We start from the raw sequence: 16,568 nt of genomic DNA, 5'->3' as shown, positions 1-16,568 counted from the left end.
CGGTCAACCGAGACGCATTGGGTGACGACGGTCCCGGGCGACTGGCGCGCTACTGGTTCGAACTCGCCGAGCAGGCCGGCGGGGTTCCGTCGCGCTCGGCCTTCGACCCCTCCCGCATCACCGACCTTCTGCCGCGGCTGATCGTGGTCGAGCACCTCGGCGACCAGGACTTCCGCTACCGGCTGATGGGCACCGAGGTCGATCATTTCACCAAGTCCCGCTACACCGGCCGGCGCACCTCGGAGATCGAGGGGCACGGCGCCGGCAACCGCATCCATGCGCTCTACGTCGCCACCCTGGCGTTCGAGCGGCCGATCGGCATGGCGCTGCCCTATGTCGGGCGCAGCACGGTCTGCACGTCGGTGCGGCAGATCGCGGTGCCGTTCCGGACCGGCGAAACGGCGGACCAGGTGATCTCGCTGATCGAGTTCGTGATGCGGCCGAACGTGATCCCGCGCCTGCTCGCGGCCTCCGACCGGCGGCTGCTCTGACGGGACGCCCGGCCGCGGCGGCTGGCGGGGACCGCGGACCTCGGCTATAGCAGCCGGCCATGCCGTTCTCCCTGCCCCCGCTCGCCCTTCCGGATCCCGGGATCGTCCTGCTGGTGGCCGTTGCCTTCGCGGTGGCCGGCAGCGTCAAGGGCGTGGTCGGGCTCGGCCTGCCGACCATCTCGGCGGCGCTGATGGCGAGCGTGATCGACCTGCGCACGGCGGTCGGCATCCTGATCGTCCCGCTGCTGGTGACCAATCTCTGGCAGGTGCTGCAGGCCGGCGGGTTCGGCGTGCTGCTGCGCCGGTTCGGGGTCCTGAACCTGGCCGCCGGCGCCGGGCTGTGGGCCGGCACCGAGGTCCTGTTCGCGGTCGACCCGCGCTGGATGCAACTCGGCCTCGGCGTGCTGCTGATCCTGAATGCCGGCCTGCAGGTGCTGGGCGGCATGCCGGTGGTGCCACGCTCGCGCGAGGCGGCGCTGTCGGTCCCGGTCGGGCTGGTATCCGGGCTGATCGGCGGGATGACCGGCAGCCAGGGCATCGTGATCGCGGTCTATCTCGCCAGCCTGAACCTGACCCGCGACGAGTATGTCCAGGGCGTCGGGCTGTCGTTCTTCCTGACCGGCTTGGTGTGGGCGGCGGCGATCGCCGCGAACGGCGGGATCACCGTGCAGACCCTGCCGCTGTCGGCGCTGGCGCTGGCGGTCGCCCTGGCGGCGATGGCGGCCGGGACGCGGCTGCGCCGGCACCTGCCGCAGGCCCGGTTCCGGCAGGCGGTGTTCGTCGCGATGGCGCTGATGGGGGCCAACCTGATCCGCCGCGCGATCATGGGCTGAAAGCCCGGCGATTTCGCTGGCGCCGGCCTGCGGTTGCGTCATCATCCGGCGACAACGCGTCGTCCAAGGCGGTGCCCCCGTGTTCTCCATCACACCGTCCACCCGCATCCGGTCGTCGCCGTTCTTCGACGCGACCGTCGCCGAGGGGGTGACCAGCTTCACCGTCTACAACCGCATGCTGATGCCGACCGGCTTCGGCGATCCCGAGGCCGAGTACCGGCGGCTGCTCGAAGGTGTCGCGCTGTGGGACGTGGCGGTCGAGCGCCAGGTCCAGATCGCCGGGCCGGACGCCGCTCGGCTGACCCAGATCCTGGTGCCGCGCGACCTGCGGAAATGCGTCGTCGGCCAGGGCCGCTACGTGGCGATGTGCAACCACGCGGGCTCCCTGATCAACGACCCGATCCTGCTGAAGCTGGCGGACGACCGCTACTGGCTGTCGATCGCCGACTCCGACATGCTGTTCTGGGCCCGCGCGATCGCCGCCGAGCGCGGCCTGGACGTCGCGATCAGCGAGCCCGACGTGTCGCCGCTGGCGGTCCAGGGCCCGCTGGCCGAGGACGTGGTCGCCGCGCTGTTCGGCGACTGGGTGCGCGACCTCAGGTACTTCTGGTTCCGCGAGACCGAGATCGCCGGTATCCCGGTGGCGGTCGCCCGGTCCGGCTGGTCCAAGCAGGGCGGCTTCGAGATCTACCTGATGGACGGCGCGCGCGGCTCCGAGCTCTGGCATCTGGTGCGCGAGGCCGGCCGGCCCTGGGACATCGGGCCCGGCAACCCGAACGCGGTCGAGCGCATCGAGAGCGGCCTGCTGTCCTGGGGCGGCGACACCGACGACCGCACCAACCCGTTCGAGGTCAGGCTCGGCCGGTTCGTCGACCTCGACGTGCCCGACGAGGTGGTCGGCATCGCGGCCCTGCGCCGGATCGCGGCCGAGGGGCCGGTCCGCCACCAGCTCGGCGCGGTGCTCGAGGGCGAGGCACCGCTGCAGCCGACGGTGCTGTGGTCGGACATCGAGCTGGACGGCCGCAAGGTCGGCGACCTGACCAACTGCGCCTGGTCGCGGCGGCTCGGCCGCAACATCGGTTTCGCGCTGGTGTCGGTGTCCGCGAAGCCCGGTGACCCGGTCGAGGTGCTGATCGGCGGGCGGCGGGTGCCGGCGGCGCTGGTCGAACTGCCGTTCCTCTAGCCCTTAACCCTCGCCCTCGAAGCAGACGTTCAGCAGGTCCTCGCCGCGGGCGAAGCGGTCGAGCTGGCTGGCCACGAAGCTCCAGCGCCGGGTGCTCATCTCCTCGGTCCAGGCCGAGTTGTGCGGCGACAGGATGACGTTGTCGAGCTTCTGGAACGGGAAGCGCGACGGCCAGGGGTTCGGGTCCTTCCTGGACGGGTAGGTGTACCAGACATCGATGATGCCGCCGCGGATCCGCTTGTCGGCCAGGGCCGCGTACAGCGCCGCCTCGTCGATCACCTCGCCGCGCCCGACATTGGCGATCACCGCGTCCGGCTTCATCTTCGCGAACTGCGCGGTGCCGATCATGCCGCGCGTCACGTCGTCGAGCGGCGCGCAGACCACCACGAAGTCGCTCTCGGCCAGCAGCCTGTCCATCTCGGCGACGGTGCCGTACCAGTCGACCAGGTCGCCCTCGTCGCGGACCGTCCGGCTGACCGCCATCACCCGGGTGCCGAACGCCTTGGAGCGGCGGGCGATCTCGCGGCCGATGTGGCCGTAGCCGACGATGCCGACGGTCTGGCCGCGCAACTCGCGGTGCATCGGCCCGGCCGAGATCGAGCGGCCGTTGTACGACTTGGCCTTCATCATCGGGTGGGTGTCGCGCATCAGCCCGATCTGGAACTCCAGCATGCCCAGCATCACGTGCTCGGCGATGGTGGTCTCGTGCTCGTAGGTGTTGCAGAACACCACGCCCTTCGGCAGGTCCGCCGCGGTGATCCAGTCGTAGCCGGTGAACGGGATCTGGTAGAGCTTCAGCCGGTTGCTGGCCGGCACGTCGATCTTGCTGCCGCCGATCACCACGTCGGCCTCGGCAAGGGCCTGCGGGAACCGCTCCGGCTCCTCGGCGAAATCGCAGGTCAGGAAGCGCCAGTCGGTCTCGGTCGTCTTCGCCAGGAAGTCGGCGCGACGGATCGAGTTCTTTCCGGCCAGCAGGACGGTCGGCTTTTCGCTCACGGGTCGGCCTCTTGGGTGTAGCATCCGGAAGAGTCGCCGGATCCGGCGACCGTCCGAACTTGTGTCCGGCGAGGCGGTTTGTCCAGCTTCGCGGGCGTCCATGCAACAGGAGAACGACGATGCCCGAGGGTGGCGACGCCTACGGCGGCTGGGTGGGCTGGGAACGCGCGGCCATGACGCGCGGCGCGGTGGCCTGCGGCAACGCCGACGCTTCCCAGGCGGGGGTCGAGATCCTGGAGGCCGGCGGCAACGCCATCGACGCCGCCATCGCCTGCGCCTTCGCCATGGGCGTGGTCGAGCCGCTGGACAGCGGGCTCGGCGCCGGCGGATTCATGACCCTGCACCACGCCGCAAGCGGCACCACCACCTGCCTGGACTTCATGGGCACCGCCCCGGCGGCCGCCCGCTACGAGCTGTACCAGGCGGTCGAGCCGGCCGGCGACTACGCGATCAAGGTCAAGGGCCGGTACAACGAGCACGGCCACCGCTCGGTGGCGGTGCCGGGTGCGGCGGCCGGGCTGTGCGAGGCGATGGAGCGGTTCGGCACCCTGCCGCGCCGGATCGTGCTGGCGCCGTCGATCCGGCTCGCCTCCGAGGGCTTCACCGTGGCCGCCAAGGCGGCCCTGCGGATGGCCCGGACCGCCGACCTGCTGGACCTCACCGACGAGTGCCGGCGGGTGCTGAAGAAGCCGGACGGCAGCCTGTTCCAGGCCGGCGACCGCATGGCGATGCCGGACTACGGCCGCAGCCTGGCGGCGATCGCCGAGCACGGGCCGGCGGCGTTCTACAGCGGCGCGCTGGCCGCCGGCATCCTGGCCGACATGGCCGCCCATGACGGGTTTCTCGCCGCCGCCGACCTCGCCGGCTACCGGGTGGTCGAGCGGGCGCCGGCAACCGGTGCCTACAACGGCCGGCGGATCGCCAGCATGAGCCCGCCGTCGTCGGGCGGGCTGGTGGCGGCCGGTCTGGCGGCGCTGGAACGTCAGGGCGTGGCCGATACCGCCGAGGGCCGGGCCGAGGCGCTCGCCCGCGCCATGCTGGCGATGTTCGAGAGCCGCCGCACCGGCCTCGGCGATCCGGCCTTCGTGAAGCCGGCGCCCATTCCTACGCGGGGGGAATCCACCGAGACCACCAGCCTGTGCGCGATGGACGCCGCCGGCAACGCCGCCTGCATCACCTACTCCAACAACAACCACTCCGGCGTGGTGGTGCCCGGCACCGGCATCCTGCTGAACAACCAGATGCGGCTGTTCCACGCCTGGGAGGGCAGCCCGAACTCGGTCGCGCCCGGCAAGCGGCCTGCCAGCTCGATGATGCCGACCCTGCTGTTCGACGGCGACCGCCCGGCGATGGCGATCGGCGCGTCGGGCTCGACCCGGATCGTCACCGCGCTGATGCAGATCGTGTTCCACCATCTCGGCCGCGGCGTGCCGCTGGAGCAGGCGGTGCGCGAGCCGCGCCTGCACGCCGAGGAGGACACCCTGATGGCCGACGCCGACTATCGCGGGATCGCCGAGCCGCTGGCCGCCAGGCTTGGCTTGAACTTCGTCGTCTCGCCCGGCCGCGACCCGATGATGGCGTCCTGCCAGACCATCGCGGTCGAGGCGGACGGCACCGCGACCGCGGTCGGCGACCCGCGGGCGCGGGCCCAGGGCAGGGTGGTGTAGGGGGACGTCAACCCGACTTCGCGACGTAGACGACACCCGGCAGCCCGTCGAAGTGCCGGTCGCAGGTGAGGAGATCGGCACCACGCGCCCTTGCGGTGGCATAGACGATGGCATCCGCGGTCGGCAGTTTCAGAGCCGCGCAGGTCTCGGCGGCGGCGACGGCCACCGAAGTGTCCAGCACGGCGACGACGCAGGTCTGCGTGAACGCGAGGGCATCGTCCGCCGCCTCTTCGCCGACCTCGCGGGTCAGCCACTTCACGAGTTCGAGCTGCACGATCGTCGGCACCAGCCACCGGTCGCGTCCGGGGAGTTCGCCGGCCACCCGCCGCCCGGTCGGGGAGTCGACCATCCACTCGATCCAGGCGGAGGTGTCGACCAGCCGCATCAGGTCCGGTCGTCCCGGTCGCGATAGTCTTCGGTCCGCGCGCCCCTTGCCGATCCGGCGAGCTGCTCCCGTGTCGGAACCGGTTGCAGCAACAGTCCCTTGCCCTTTGGAATGAAGGCGAACTCCTGGCCCGCCTGCCAGTGCCGCTCGGCGCGGACCGCCTTCGGGATCGAGATCTGAAACTTGGACGACAGCCTGGCGGTGTTGCGGCCCGGCATTACCGATCTCCTATCGATAAGCAATACGTAAGATATATACCTCTTGAACGGCCGCGAGAACGCCAAGGCATGAAACGGCATTTCGCGACTTCCCTCGCCGAGCCGTCCGCGCCATCCTGCCGGCCGACTCGATCGCCGGGAGGAGCCCGCATGACCGTCGCCGACGCCCCCGACCAGGGCCCCGACGCCACCTACTTCGCCTATCTGGCGGCCAAGGACTGGCGAATCCCGAAGTGCCGCGGCTGCGGCGCCCACGTGTTCCAGCCGCGCATCATGTGTCCGGCCTGCGGCGGCGAGGCGTTCGACTGGGTGGTGCCGTCGGGCGCCGGCACCGTGCACTCGACCACCGTGGTGCGGCGGCGGTCGGCCGATGGCGGCGACTACAACGTCGCGCTGGTCGATCTGGCCGAGGGGGTGCGGATAATGAGCCGGGTCGAGGGCGTAGACCCCGCGGCGGTGCGCATCGGCATGCCGGTGGCCGCCCGTCTTGCCGATCAGGACGGCGACACGATCGTGGTGTTCGACCCGGCGGGAGGCGACGGCCGATGACCTGGTACCTGCGTGGCAAGACGGCGGTCGTGGGTGCCGCCACGGCGCATCTCGGCGAGGCGCCGGGCTGGTCGCACATGGAGATCGCGGCGGCCTCGGCGCGCGCGGCCCTGGCCGATGCCGGCCTGACCCTGAAGGACGTCGACGGGCTGTTCGCGGTGTCCATGCACGCGGTGTTCCCGGCCCTGACCTACGGCGAGTATCTCGGCATCCAGCCGCGGTTCTCGGAAGCCACCATCGTCGGCGGATCGTCGGCGGTGATCCAGATGCTGCACGCGGCGCTGGCGCTGGAGAACGGGCTGTGCGACGTCGCCCTGATCGTCTACGGCTCCAACCAGCGCTCGGCCGCCGGCAAGCTGCACTCGCCTTCGGGCGGCGAGAACCTGCCCTACGAGAAGCCGTACCGGCTGCGCTCGCCGATCGCCGGCTACGCCATGTCGGCGGCCCGCCACATGCACGACTACGGCACGTCGCGCGAGCAGCTGGCCGAGGTGGCGGTGGCGGCGCGGATGTGGGCGGCGATGAACCCGGAGGCGTTCATGCGCGACCCGCTGACCGCCGAAGACGTGCTGGGGTCCCGCATGGTGTGCGACCCGCTGACCGTGCGCGACTGCTGCCTGGTGACCGACGGCGGCGGCGCCATCGTGATGACCCGCGCCGACCGGGCCAGGGACCTCAGGAAGGACCCGGTCTACCTGCTGGGCTGCGCCGGTGGCCACACCCACCGGCAGTACTCGATGATGCCGGACCTCACCACCACGGCGGCGGTGCAGAGCGGGCGGACGGCGTTCGCGATGGCCGGGCTGACTCCGGCCGAGGTCGACGTGGTGCAGGTCTACGACGCCTTCACCATCAACGCGGTCATGCTGCTGGAGGATCTCGGCTTCTGCCCGAAGGGCGAGGGCGGGGCGTTCGTCGGCGACGGCCGGCTGCGGCCCGGCGGCGACCTGCCGTTCAACACCTATGGCGGCGGGCTGTCCTGCACCCATCCCGGCATGCTCGGGATCTTCACCACCATCGAGGCGGTGCGGCAGCTGCGCGGCGAGTGCGGCGAGCGCCAGGTGAAGGGCGCGACGGTCGGCCTCGCCCACGGCAACGGCGGCATGTTCGCCCACGAGTCGACGGCGCTGCTCGGCACCGCCGCCACGCTATGAGCGGAAGGCTGGCGCTGATTCTCGGCGGCGCCCGGTCCGGCAAGTCGCGCCGGGCCGAGGCGCTCGCCCTGGAATGGGGCGGCGACCCGGTCTACCTGGCGACCGCCGAGCCGTTCGACGACGAGATGCGCGAGCGGGTCGCCCGGCACCGGGCCGACCGGGAAGGCCGCGGCTGGGTCACCGTCGAGGAGCCGCTGGACCTGCCGGCGGCGCTGACCCGCGAGGCCGTGGCCGGGCGCACGGTGCTGGTCGAGTGCCTGACCACCTGGGTCGGCAACCTGATGGTCCACGAGTGGCCGGTCGAGCCGGAGTTCGAGCGGCTGCTGGCCGGGCTCGACGGCGGCATGGCGGCCGGCCTGGTGCTGGTCGCCAACGAGGTCGGGCTCGGAATCGTGCCGGAGAATCGCATGGCGCGCGATTTCCGCGACCATGCCGGCCGGCTGCACCAGGAACTGGCGGCGCGGGCCGGCCGGGTCGAGCTGGTGGTCGCCGGGATCCCGGTGGTGGTGAAGGAGGTGAAGGACTAGGGCCGGGTCAGCCGGCGCGCCGGAAGTCCGGTCTGTCGATGGTCGCCCAGGCGTAGGTGGTGATGTTCACGATCACGTCGACGGTCTCGCCGTCGCCGGCCAGCGGCAGGCTGAGCCGGGTCAGTTCCTTGGCGTGGCGGTTCGCGGCGATCCGCGGCCGGCCGCGCCGGAACTCCGGCTGCCGGCTCTCGACCAGGCGGGTGAACGAGGTCTGCAGGGTCTCGGCGCGCGAGGCCGGGTCGATGAACTCGTCGATATAGTGGCCGGCCCGGGCGAACGGCGAGGTCATGTAGACCGCGCTGCCGACCAGCCGCAGCCTGAAGCGCCGCGGCGCCGGCTCGACGTCGACCAGCCACAGGTGCTGCAGCAGCTGCGGGCACCGCGATCCCAGGTCGATCGGATCGAAGTGCTGGCGGCCGGGCAGAAGGTCGCCGCCGGGATGGATGTCCAGCCAGTAGCCGTACAGCACTTCGCCCAGCGGGCAGAGCTGGCCGCCGAACGGGGCGGCGGACTCCGGGAACGACGGGTCCGGGCTGTCGAATGCAAGCGCCATCGGGCGGCTCTCCGGGTGATCGGGGTGAGCGGGACTCTGCCAGCGAAGTCCAAAGGTTCCGTTAAGAGGGCAGGTTAAGAAGCGCGCTCCAGTGCCTCTTGCCTGGAACCGCGCACCCGCTACCCTCCTGCCATGACATCGCCCACCACCCTGTTCGAGAAGATCTGGCGCCAGCACCGCATCGTCGAGCGCGACGACGGCCAGGCGCTGCTGTGGATCGACCGTCATCTCTGCCACGAGGGCTCGTTCCATGCCTTCGACAAGCTGGCGCGTTCCGGCCGCAAGGTGCGGCGCCCGGACCTGACCTTCGCGGTCGCCGACCACTACGTGCCGACCCGCGACCGCGCCGCCGGCGCCCGCGACCCCGAGATCGCCACCATGATCCGGCTGCTGGGACAGAATGCCGCGGCCAACGGCGTGCGGCTGTTCGGCCTGGACGACCCGGACCAGGGCATCGTGCACGTGGTCGCCCCCGAACTCGGGTTGACCCAGCCCGGCATCACCCTGGTCTGCGGCGACAGCCACACCTCGACCCACGGCGCCTTCGGGGCGCTGGCCTTCGGGATCGGCGCGTCCGAGGTCGCCCACGTGCTGGCGACCCAGGCACTGTGGCAGAAGCGGCCTCGCACCCTGCGCATCACGGTCGACGGACGGCTCGGGGCCCATGTCACCGCCAAGGACCTGATTCTCGCCGTGATCGCCCGGATCGGCGCCGACGGGGCCGCCGGCCATGTGGTCGAATACGCCGGCGAGGCGATCCGCGCGCTGTCGATGGAAGCGCGCATGACGGTCTGCAATATGACCATCGAGGCCGGCGGCCGGGCCGGCATGATCGCGCCCGACGACACCACCTACGACTGGCTGCACGGCCGCCGCCATGCCCCGCAGGGCGCCGACTGGGACGCCGCGGTCGCCGACTGGCGCAGCCTGGCCAGCGATCCCGGCGCCGCCTTCGACCGGGAGGTGGCACTCGACGCCGCGGCGGTCGCGCCGACCGTGACCTGGGGGACCAGCCCGGAGCATGCGCTGCCGGTCACCGCCACGGTGCCGGACCCGGCGGCCGAGCCGGATGCCGGGCGGCGGGCAACCCTGGAGGCGGCGCTCGCCTACATGGACCTGGCGCCCGGCACGCCGCTGAGCGGCATCGCGGTCGACCGGGTGTTCATCGGCTCCTGCACCAACGCCCGGCTCGGCGACCTGCGGGCCGCCGCGGCGGTGCTGAAGGACCGGCGGGCGGCGGTGCCGCTGATGGTGGTGCCGGGGTCGTCGGCGGTGAAGCGGGCGGCCGAGGCCGAGGGGCTGGACCGGGTGTTCACGGCGGCCGGCGCCGAGTGGCTGGATTCCGGCTGCTCGATGTGCGCCGCCACCAACGGCGACATGGTGGCGCCCGGGCAGCGCTGCGCCTCGACCACCAACCGCAACTTCCGCGGCCGCCAGGGGCCGGGCGCGCGCACCCACCTGATGAGCCCGGCGATGGCGGCGGCGGCGGCCGTGACCGGAAGGCTCACCGATGTGAGGGAGTTGGCGTGAGGGACTTGGCGTGAGGGATCTGGCATGACCCCGTTCGGAACCCTGACCGCCCCGGCGGTCCCGCTGCGGCTGGCCAATGTCGACACCGACCAGCTGCTGCCCGGCCGGTTCCTGCGCAAGCCGCGCAGCGACGGCTACGACAACTACCTGTTCCACGACGTCCGGCGCGACGCCGACGGCGGCCTGCGGCCGGGCTTCCCGCTGAACGACCCGCGCTGGGCCGGCGCCCCGATCCTGGTGGCCGACCGCAACTTCGGGGGCGGCTCGTCGCGCGAAGGCGCGGTCTACGCCCTGGTCGACGCCGGCATACGGGTGGTGATCGCCCCCAGCTTCGGCGACATCTTCTACTCCAACGCCATCAAGAACGGTCTGCTGCCGATCCGCCTGCCGATCGAGACCGTCGAGCGGCTGTGGGCGATCGCCGAGGCCGACCCGTCGGCGCCGCTGACCGTCGACCTTGAGACCCGGACCGTGCGGCCGGCGAACGCCGCGCCGGTGCCGTTCGAGATCGACGCCTTCCATCGAAGCTGCCTGCTGGCGGGGACCGACGACATCGACCTGACGCTGGCCCATGCCGACGCGATCGCCGCCTTCGAGCGGGACGACCGCCGCGCGCGGCCGTGGCGGGCGCCCGCCGCCTGAGGTTCAGCAGCCCGATACGCTTCCGGACTTTCAGAATGTAAAGCGTGCGGGCGTCGCGGCCGTCGACGTGCGGTCGAACTGTCGGAGCGGCCTCCGGCGTTCCCGAGGCCGACGGGCGTTTGCCTTCGGAAGCCGTGTCAGAAGAACTGCCACTCGCCCGTGAGGTCGTGCACCCGGTACACCGAGGTGCTGTAGGCCAGTGCCACGACCGCGAAAGCCGAGGCCCCGGCGGCCGGCAGACCGGCGTTACCGAAGGCTTCGACTGCAATTATGGTTAACGTCGCTGGAACCCCGACCCAGGCGCAGAGACGCAGCCGGCGTCGGGCTTTCGTCTCGGCGTGGCGACGTCGGGTGAAGACCCTTCGCTGCATCGCTATCGCCTTCCGAACGGAAACAAAAATTTCTGATTGACCTTACAACAGGAGGGCCTATAGTCAAAGTGCTTTCGGACTGGGGCACGTCCCCCTCTCCCCACCTGATGCCCGGTTCGAGACGCGAGTACAAATAGGCCCGGAAGGTTTTCCTTCCGGGCCTAGCTCGTTTCAGGGCAATCGAAAACACCCAGGAATTGCAAGAAGTTCGCGCTATGACGCGCTTTGGTCGTCGGATTCGCCGGCCGCCCGGCGGCCGGCCGGGGCGCGGGCCAGCGCCGCCTCGCGATGGGCGATATAGGCGGCCGATCCGGCGATCACCGCCGCTCCGAGGAAGGTCCACGGGGTCGGCAGCTCGCCGAAGGCCAGCCAGCCGATGACGGCGGCGAACGGCATCTTGAGATAGTCGAAGCTCATGACCAGGCTGGCCTCGCCGGCGGCGAAGCCGCGGGTGACGGCGAGGTGGCCGAGGGTGCCGCACAGCCCGATCGCCGCCATGATGCCGAGTTGCGTCGGGCTCGGCGTCTCCCAGAACGGCAGCGCCGCCAGCAGGGTCATCGGCGTCATCATCACCACCATCCAGGTGACCACCGCCTCGGTCGGCTCGGTGTCGGTCAGCCGCTTCACGATCAGCACGTTGGCCGCCGTCGTCGCCGCCGCCAGCAGGGTCCACAGCGCCGCCGGATCGACCGCCGTCACCCCCGGCCGCAGGATGATCAGCACGCCGACGAAGCCGAGCACGGTCGCCGTCCAGCGTCGCCGGCGCACCGTCTCGCGCAGGACCACGGCGGCGCCGACCGTGGCGAACAGCGGGGCGGTGAAGCTGAGCGCGGTGGCGTCGGCGAGCGCGATGTAGCGCAGCGCGTAGAAGCCGGCGAGCATGCCGATCAGGCCGATGACCGCGCGCGCGGCATACAGCGGCAGCTTGGCGGTCCTGAGCGCCGACGGCCCGCGGCGCAGCAGCCAGGGGACCATCCACACCAGCCCGAAGAAGCAGCGGAAGAACGCGACCTCGAACGGGTGCAGGTCGCGGGCGGCGAACTTGATCAGCCCGCCCATGGCCGAGAAGGCGAGGCCGGCCAGCGTCATCCAGATCGCCACGCGCATCGGGCCGGGAAGATGCCCGATCGGATCGCGGCCGGCCGGATGCCTGGCGGTGACCGTCGGGACGATCGGGGTGGGATTGAGGGGGGCGGGGGTCATGGATGCCGTGGACAGGGACCGCGTGAGCGTAGTACCGAACCTGCCGACGAACCAGCCGTGAGGGGGTTTGCGTGGATCGCGCCGTTATCCTGCTGCTCGGCCAGGCGTTCGACGCCCTGGTCGGCGACCCCGAGGCGCTGTGGCGGCGCGTTCCGCATCCGGTGGCGCTGGCCGGCCGGCTGATCGGCTGGCTCGACCGCCGCTGGAACCGGGACGGGGATCCGCCGTCGCGCCGGCGCGACCGCGGGATCGCGGCCCTGGCGGCGGTGCTGGTGGCGGCCGTCGCGGCCGGTGCGGTGCTGTCCGGCGTGCTCGACCGCCTGGGATGGCTCGGCGGACTGCTGGAGGCGGCGGTCGTCGGAATCCTGCTGGCCCAGCGCTCGCTGCACGACCACGTCACCGCGGTCGCCGACGCCTTCCTGCGCGACGGTCTCGGCGGGGCCCGCCACGCGGTCGCGGCCATCGTCGGGCGCGATCCCGCAACCCTGGATGCCGCCGGGGTGTGCCGGGCGGCCATCGAGAGCACCGCCGAGAACTTCTCCGACGGGGTGGTGGCGCCGGCCTTCTGGTATCTGGTCGGCGGCCTGCCGGGGCTGCTGGCCTACAAGGCGCTGAACACCGCCGACAGCATGATCGGTCACCGCACCGACCGGCACCGGCAGTTCGGCTGGGCGGCGGCGCGCCTCGACGACTTCGCCAACTGGCTGCCGGCCCGGCTGTCCGCCGTGCTCGTGACGGCTGCCGCCTGGACCATCCCCGACGGCGAGCCGGCGGCGGCCTGGCAGGCGGTGCGCCGCGACGCCGACCGTCACCGCTCGGTCAATGCCGGCTGGCCGGAGGCGGCGTTCGCCGGTGCGCTCGGGCTGCGGCTGGCCGGACCGCGCAGCTATGACGGGGCGATGGTGGAGGACGCCTGGATGGGTGACGGCCGGGCCGAGGCGACGCCGGAGGATATCCGGCGGGGGCTGTCGCTGTTCCGCCGTGCCTGCGCCGGGCTGGCGGTGCTGGCGGTCGCGCTGGCGGCCCTGACCTGACCGCGGGCCGGGTCGTGGCCGCGGGCGGTGGCTCAGCCGCCGCGCAGCGGGGCCGAACCGGCTTCCCGCATCCGCTCGAGCCAGCGCCGGAACGGAATCGCCAGCAGCCAGCCGAGCGCCACGCCGGCCTGGTCGAACACGAAGTCGGCGACGTCGGCGTTGCGCGAAGGGTCGAAGGCCTGGAGCATCTCGATCACCAGCCCGGCATTCATCAGCACGATCGCCAGGATGCCGGCGCTGATCCAGCGCCCGAGCAGCGGGATCGCCACCAGCGTGGCGATCAGGAAGGTCACCAGGTGCTGGAACTTGTCGACCTGCACCATGTGGTCCCAGGTCAGCAGTTCGGCCGGGGTCTCCAGGCTGAACCACGCCGCCAGGTTGAGCCCGGCGACATAGGCGGCCGCCCAGACGATTCGCCCGCGCATCCGGCGCGACCGCCGTCTGCGGCGCCGTTCCCGTCGCTTGCGGCGATCTATCGCCCGACGGGCGGCACTGAGACCATCCGACTCGACCGACACCCTGCCCCCTCACAGCGCATGTCCTGGAGGCAGCTTAGGGAATCCAACCGAAAATGGCGAGACTCCAGGGCTCGCCCGGGATGCCGGGCGTTCAGAACTCCGACGAGTCGATGACCATCGGCTCGTCGTCGGCTGCCTTCGCCCATTCCTTCATGGCGGCGAGGCCCCACACGGCATCGGCGTAGGCCTGCTCGACGTCGCCGAGGGCGACCGCATAGGTCCGGAACCGCGAGACCACCGGCGCGAACATCGCGTCGGCGATCGTGAAGCGGCCGAACAGGAACGGGCCGTCGGCGCCGAACCTGGAACGGGTCTGCCGCCACAGCGCGGTGATCCGGTCGATGTCCTCCTTGACCCCCGGCTTGCGCCCCTCCTCGGGAAAGCGCGACCGGATGTTCATCGGCATGTTGGAGCGCAGGGCCGCGAACCCGGTGTGCATCTCCGCCGACAGCGACCGGGCGACCGCGCGGGCGCCCCGGTCGTCCGGCCACAGCCCGGCCTCGGGCCGCAGTTCGGCGGCGTATTCGCAGATCGCCAGGCTGTCCCAGACCGTCAGGTCGCCGTGCTTCAGCGCCGGCAGCCGGCCCGATCCGGAGTGCTTCAGGATCTCGGCCTTGGTGCGGGAATCGTCGAGCGGGATCAGGATCTCGTCGAATTCGATGCCCGCATGGCGCAATGAAAGCCACGGCCGAAGCGACCATGACGAGTAGTTCTTGTTGCCTATGACCAGGGTGAACTCCGTCACGGCGACACTCCTCCCTCGCTCCTTGACGCTCTCATGTAAGCACCTCGCTTGTCGGCGTCGAGCCCCGGACGCTATACCGGTCGCGCAGCTGCCGCGAAAACGGAGAGAATCCCGTGGCCTATAATCTCGTCGGGCGGGCGACCGCCGGAACCGTCCCGCTCACCCCGATCGCCGCGTCCGGGCTCGACGCCTGGCTGGCGGCCGCCGACGGCCGAACCGCGGCCTGGGTGCGGGCGACCGGGTTCAAGGCCAAGGCCGGGGAGGTGGCGCTGCTGCCGGACGACAAGGGCGGCATGGCGCGGGTGCTGCTCGGCGTCGAGGCGGTCGAACGCACCGGCCTGTGGGACTATGCCGGCCTGCCGGGCTCGCTGCCGGCCGGGCGCTACGCGATCGACACCGCGATCGAGCCGGCGGACGCCACCCGCGCCGCTCTCGGCTGGGCGCTGGCGACCTATCGGTTCGACCGCTACACCGCGATGCCGGCGGCCGAGGCCGAGCTGGTCTGGCCGAAGGGCGCCGACCGCGCCCACGTCGAGCGCGCCGCCGCCGGCACAGCGTTGGCCCGCGACCTGGTCAACACGCCCGCCAACGATCTCGGCCCGACCCGACTGGCGGAGGTGGCGAAGGCGCTGGCCAAGGAGTTCAAGGCGAAGTTCTCGGTGCTGGTCGGCGACCAGCTCCTGAAGAAGAACTATCCGACGATCCATGCCGTCGGCCGCGGCGCCACCGACGCGCCGCGGCTGATCGACCTGACCTGGGGCGACCCGTCGCATCCGAAGGTCACGCTGGTCGGCAAGGGCGTGTGCTTCGACACCGGCGGCTACGACATCAAGCCGTCCAGCGGCATGCTGACCATGAAGAAGGACATGGGTGGCTCGGCCCAGGTGCTGGGGCTCGCCCGCATGATCATGGACGCCGGGCTGAAGGTCCGCCTGCGGGTCCTGGTGCCGGCGGTCAAGAACATGATCTCCGGCGACGCCTTTCTGCCGATGGACGTGATCCGTACCCGCAAGGGCCTGACCGTCGAGATCGGCAACACCGACGCCGAGGGCCGGCTGGTGCTGTGCGACGCCCTGGCCGAGGCGGACGCCGAGAAGCCCGACCTGCTGCTCGACTACGCCACCTTGACCGGGGCCGCCCGGGTGGCGCTCGGCACCGACCTGCCGGCGCTGTTCAGCAACGACGATTCGGTCGCCGCCGACTGGACCGGCTGCGGCCTGGCCGAGGACGATCCGGTCTGGCGGCTGCCCCTGCACGCGCCCTACAAGGCGATGCTGAAGACCAAGATCGCCGACCTTTCGAACACCGGCAGCGCGCCGTTCGCCGGGGCCATTACCGCCGCCCTGTTCCTCGAGCATTTCGTTTCGCCGACGACCCGGTGGGCGCATATCGACCTGATGGCCTGGAACACCCGGGACCGGCCCGGCCGGCCGGAGGGCGGCGAGGCCATGGCAATGCGCAGCGCTTTCCGTATGATCGAGCAACGATTCGGCAGCTAACGGTTTGCGGTTTCGAAACGATCGCCGGGCGAGTATGCTCGGTTCGCTCGCGTAACGACCATGGTCGCGGGCAGTTTGGGGCGCTAAAAGGGGCGGCATGCAGGCGGCGGAGCAGCACCGGGCGTTGAACCTGTGGCGTCTGGCGACCGTCGCGAGCGTGCGGCGGGACGGGCCCGACCTCACGGCACGGCAGATGGCGATCCTGTTGACGGCCTATCTCACGCCGCCGCCGCATACCGTGCGCGGCCTGGCGGAGGCCATGGGGATCTCCAAGCCGGCGGTCACCCGTGCGCTCGACCGGCTCGGCGATCTCGGCTTCCTGCGGCGCAAGGTCGACGATGCCGACCGCCGCAGCGTGCTGGTGCAGCGCACCGTCAAGGGCTCGGTGTTCCTGTCCGAGTTCGCCGAACTGGTGCGCGGCTCCGAGCGGGTGCTCGACGGCCTCGAGCCCGGCGATCTCGGCTGAACGG

Annotated in this window: 20 protein-coding genes; 12 read left to right on the top strand and 8 right to left on the bottom strand. The window is 71.5% G+C overall.

The window, feature by feature from the left end:
- The first annotated feature begins 17 nt into the window (after positions 1-17).
- The 3 genes from RIC31_RS05865 to RIC31_RS05855 all read left to right on the top strand — a co-directional run bounded on the left by RIC31_RS05865 (position 18) and on the right by RIC31_RS05855 (position 2,507).
- Positions 18-491 carry a PAS domain-containing protein gene (locus RIC31_RS05865; RefSeq protein ID WP_350104167.1) on the top strand — a complete coding sequence of 158 codons (474 nt, stop codon included), beginning with the start codon at positions 18-20 and terminating at the stop codon, positions 489-491.
- A gap of 59 nt (positions 492-550) precedes the next feature.
- On the top strand, positions 551-1,324 hold the full coding sequence (locus tag RIC31_RS05860; protein WP_350104164.1) for a TSUP family transporter: 774 nt from the start codon (positions 551-553) through the stop codon (positions 1,322-1,324).
- 79 nt (positions 1,325-1,403) lie between these two features.
- Complete coding sequence (locus RIC31_RS05855) at positions 1,404-2,507, top strand: glycine cleavage T C-terminal barrel domain-containing protein (RefSeq protein WP_350104160.1); 1,104 nt, start codon at positions 1,404-1,406, stop codon at positions 2,505-2,507.
- Positions 2,508-2,510: 3 nt separating this feature from the next.
- On the opposite strand, the gene RIC31_RS05850 is transcribed toward RIC31_RS05855, so the two are convergent.
- Positions 2,511-3,503 carry a 2-hydroxyacid dehydrogenase gene (locus tag RIC31_RS05850; RefSeq protein ID WP_350104155.1) on the bottom strand — a complete coding sequence of 331 codons (993 nt, stop codon included), beginning with the start codon at positions 3,501-3,503 and terminating at the stop codon, positions 2,511-2,513.
- 119 nt (positions 3,504-3,622) lie between these two features.
- Between RIC31_RS05850 and RIC31_RS05845 the strand changes: the two genes are divergently transcribed.
- Positions 3,623-5,170, top strand: a complete 1,548-nt coding sequence (locus RIC31_RS05845; protein WP_350104153.1) for a gamma-glutamyltransferase family protein — start codon at positions 3,623-3,625, stop codon at positions 5,168-5,170.
- Between the two features lie 7 nt (positions 5,171-5,177).
- On the opposite strand, the gene RIC31_RS05840 is transcribed toward RIC31_RS05845, so the two are convergent.
- Both RIC31_RS05840 and RIC31_RS05835 read right to left on the bottom strand, forming a co-directional pair.
- Entirely contained in the window at positions 5,178-5,555 is a 378-nt protein-coding gene (locus tag RIC31_RS05840; protein WP_350104151.1) for a type II toxin-antitoxin system VapC family toxin, read from the bottom strand.
- Complete coding sequence (locus RIC31_RS05835; protein ID WP_350104148.1) at positions 5,555-5,773, bottom strand: AbrB/MazE/SpoVT family DNA-binding domain-containing protein; 219 nt, start codon at positions 5,771-5,773, stop codon at positions 5,555-5,557. Before RIC31_RS05835 ends, RIC31_RS05840 begins: the two co-directional genes overlap by 1 nt.
- A 150-nt stretch (positions 5,774-5,923) precedes the next feature.
- On the opposite strand from RIC31_RS05835, the gene RIC31_RS05830 reads away from it, so the two are divergent.
- From RIC31_RS05830 to cobU, 3 genes are read left to right on the top strand one after another with little or no spacing between them, the layout of a single operon-like run.
- A complete protein-coding gene (locus RIC31_RS05830) occupies positions 5,924-6,322 on the top strand; it encodes a Zn-ribbon domain-containing OB-fold protein (RefSeq protein WP_350104145.1) in 399 nt (132 codons plus the stop codon).
- Positions 6,319-7,476 (top strand): acetyl-CoA acetyltransferase, encoded by a 1,158-nt coding sequence (locus tag RIC31_RS05825; RefSeq protein ID WP_350104142.1) that lies wholly within the window; start codon positions 6,319-6,321, stop codon positions 7,474-7,476. The genes RIC31_RS05830 and RIC31_RS05825 overlap by 4 nt, the downstream gene beginning before the upstream one ends.
- Positions 7,473-8,003, top strand: coding sequence for a bifunctional adenosylcobinamide kinase/adenosylcobinamide-phosphate guanylyltransferase (cobU, locus tag RIC31_RS05820; protein ID WP_350104139.1), 531 nt, complete (start codon positions 7,473-7,475; stop codon positions 8,001-8,003). The genes RIC31_RS05825 and cobU overlap by 4 nt, the downstream gene beginning before the upstream one ends.
- Positions 8,004-8,010: 7 nt before the next feature.
- Here cobU and RIC31_RS05815 read toward each other — a convergent pair whose 3' ends face one another.
- Positions 8,011-8,556, bottom strand: a complete 546-nt coding sequence (locus tag RIC31_RS05815) for a PAS domain-containing protein (protein ID WP_350104137.1) — start codon at positions 8,554-8,556, stop codon at positions 8,011-8,013.
- Between the two features lie 132 nt (positions 8,557-8,688).
- Between RIC31_RS05815 and leuC the strand changes: the two genes are divergently transcribed.
- Complete coding sequence (leuC, locus tag RIC31_RS05810) at positions 8,689-10,086, top strand: 3-isopropylmalate dehydratase large subunit (RefSeq protein WP_350104134.1); 1,398 nt, start codon at positions 8,689-8,691, stop codon at positions 10,084-10,086.
- A gap of 24 nt (positions 10,087-10,110) precedes the next feature.
- Positions 10,111-10,728: a 3-isopropylmalate dehydratase small subunit gene (leuD, locus tag RIC31_RS05805; RefSeq protein ID WP_350104132.1), complete on the top strand. Its 618-nt coding sequence runs from the start codon at positions 10,111-10,113 to the stop codon at positions 10,726-10,728.
- A gap of 137 nt (positions 10,729-10,865) precedes the next feature.
- Here the strand turns inward: leuD and RIC31_RS05800 are convergent, their stop codons facing one another.
- Positions 10,866-11,099, bottom strand: a complete 234-nt coding sequence (locus tag RIC31_RS05800) for a hypothetical protein (protein WP_350104129.1) — start codon at positions 11,097-11,099, stop codon at positions 10,866-10,868.
- A 213-nt stretch (positions 11,100-11,312) separates the two neighbouring features.
- A complete protein-coding gene (locus tag RIC31_RS05795) occupies positions 11,313-12,302 on the bottom strand; it encodes a DMT family transporter (protein ID WP_350104127.1) in 990 nt (329 codons plus the stop codon).
- Between the two features lie 71 nt (positions 12,303-12,373).
- Between RIC31_RS05795 and cbiB the strand changes: the two genes are divergently transcribed.
- Positions 12,374-13,336: an adenosylcobinamide-phosphate synthase CbiB gene (gene cbiB / locus RIC31_RS05790; RefSeq protein WP_350104125.1), complete on the top strand. Its 963-nt coding sequence runs from the start codon at positions 12,374-12,376 to the stop codon at positions 13,334-13,336.
- 32 nt (positions 13,337-13,368) lie between these two features.
- Here the strand turns inward: cbiB and RIC31_RS05785 are convergent, their stop codons facing one another.
- Together RIC31_RS05785 and RIC31_RS05780 are read right to left on the bottom strand one after the other, a co-directional pair.
- Positions 13,369-13,761, bottom strand: coding sequence for a VanZ family protein (locus tag RIC31_RS05785; protein WP_350104123.1), 393 nt, complete (start codon positions 13,759-13,761; stop codon positions 13,369-13,371).
- Between the two features lie 184 nt (positions 13,762-13,945).
- Positions 13,946-14,599, bottom strand: a complete 654-nt coding sequence (locus RIC31_RS05780) for a glutathione S-transferase family protein (RefSeq protein WP_350104121.1) — start codon at positions 14,597-14,599, stop codon at positions 13,946-13,948.
- Between the two features lie 113 nt (positions 14,600-14,712).
- Between RIC31_RS05780 and RIC31_RS05775 the strand changes: the two genes are divergently transcribed.
- Positions 14,713-16,098: a leucyl aminopeptidase family protein gene (locus tag RIC31_RS05775; RefSeq protein WP_350104119.1), complete on the top strand. Its 1,386-nt coding sequence runs from the start codon at positions 14,713-14,715 to the stop codon at positions 16,096-16,098.
- 97 nt (positions 16,099-16,195) lie between these two features.
- Complete coding sequence (locus RIC31_RS05770; RefSeq protein ID WP_350104116.1) at positions 16,196-16,564, top strand: MarR family transcriptional regulator; 369 nt, start codon at positions 16,196-16,198, stop codon at positions 16,562-16,564.
- Positions 16,565-16,568 lie beyond the last annotated feature (4 nt).

Source organism: Thalassobaculum sp. (genome assembly GCF_040219615.1).
Lineage (GTDB): Bacteria > Pseudomonadota > Alphaproteobacteria > Thalassobaculales > Thalassobaculaceae > Thalassobaculum_A.
The sequence above is the reverse complement of the archived record's forward strand: the minus strand, read 5'-3'. Positions and strand labels throughout refer to the sequence as shown.

Excerpts from the sequence above, each read along its gene's own strand:
- RIC31_RS05830 (WP_350104145.1), top strand. The coding sequence starts at position 5,924 with ATGACCGTCGCCGACGCCCCCGACCAGGGCCCCGACGCCACCTACTTC.
- cobU (WP_350104139.1), top strand. The coding sequence starts at position 7,473 with ATGAGCGGAAGGCTGGCGCTGATTCTCGGCGGCGCCCGGTCCGGCAAG.
- leuD (WP_350104132.1), top strand. The coding sequence starts at position 10,111 with ATGACCCCGTTCGGAACCCTGACCGCCCCGGCGGTCCCGCTGCGGCTG.
- RIC31_RS05860 (WP_350104164.1), top strand. The coding sequence starts at position 551 with ATGCCGTTCTCCCTGCCCCCGCTCGCCCTTCCGGATCCCGGGATCGTC.
- leuC (WP_350104134.1), top strand. The coding sequence starts at position 8,689 with ATGACATCGCCCACCACCCTGTTCGAGAAGATCTGGCGCCAGCACCGC.
- RIC31_RS05795 (WP_350104127.1), bottom strand. The coding sequence starts at position 12,302 with ATGACCCCCGCCCCCCTCAATCCCACCCCGATCGTCCCGACGGTCACC.
- RIC31_RS05840 (WP_350104151.1), bottom strand. The coding sequence starts at position 5,555 with ATGCGGCTGGTCGACACCTCCGCCTGGATCGAGTGGATGGTCGACTCC.
- RIC31_RS05800 (WP_350104129.1), bottom strand. The coding sequence starts at position 11,099 with ATGCAGCGAAGGGTCTTCACCCGACGTCGCCACGCCGAGACGAAAGCC.
- RIC31_RS05770 (WP_350104116.1), top strand. The coding sequence starts at position 16,196 with ATGCAGGCGGCGGAGCAGCACCGGGCGTTGAACCTGTGGCGTCTGGCG.
- RIC31_RS05825 (WP_350104142.1), top strand. The coding sequence starts at position 6,319 with ATGACCTGGTACCTGCGTGGCAAGACGGCGGTCGTGGGTGCCGCCACG.
- RIC31_RS05845 (WP_350104153.1), top strand. The coding sequence starts at position 3,623 with ATGCCCGAGGGTGGCGACGCCTACGGCGGCTGGGTGGGCTGGGAACGC.
- RIC31_RS05835 (WP_350104148.1), bottom strand. The coding sequence starts at position 5,773 with ATGCCGGGCCGCAACACCGCCAGGCTGTCGTCCAAGTTTCAGATCTCG.
- RIC31_RS05815 (WP_350104137.1), bottom strand. The coding sequence starts at position 8,556 with ATGGCGCTTGCATTCGACAGCCCGGACCCGTCGTTCCCGGAGTCCGCC.
- RIC31_RS05785 (WP_350104123.1), bottom strand. The coding sequence starts at position 13,761 with ATGCGCGGGCGAATCGTCTGGGCGGCCGCCTATGTCGCCGGGCTCAAC.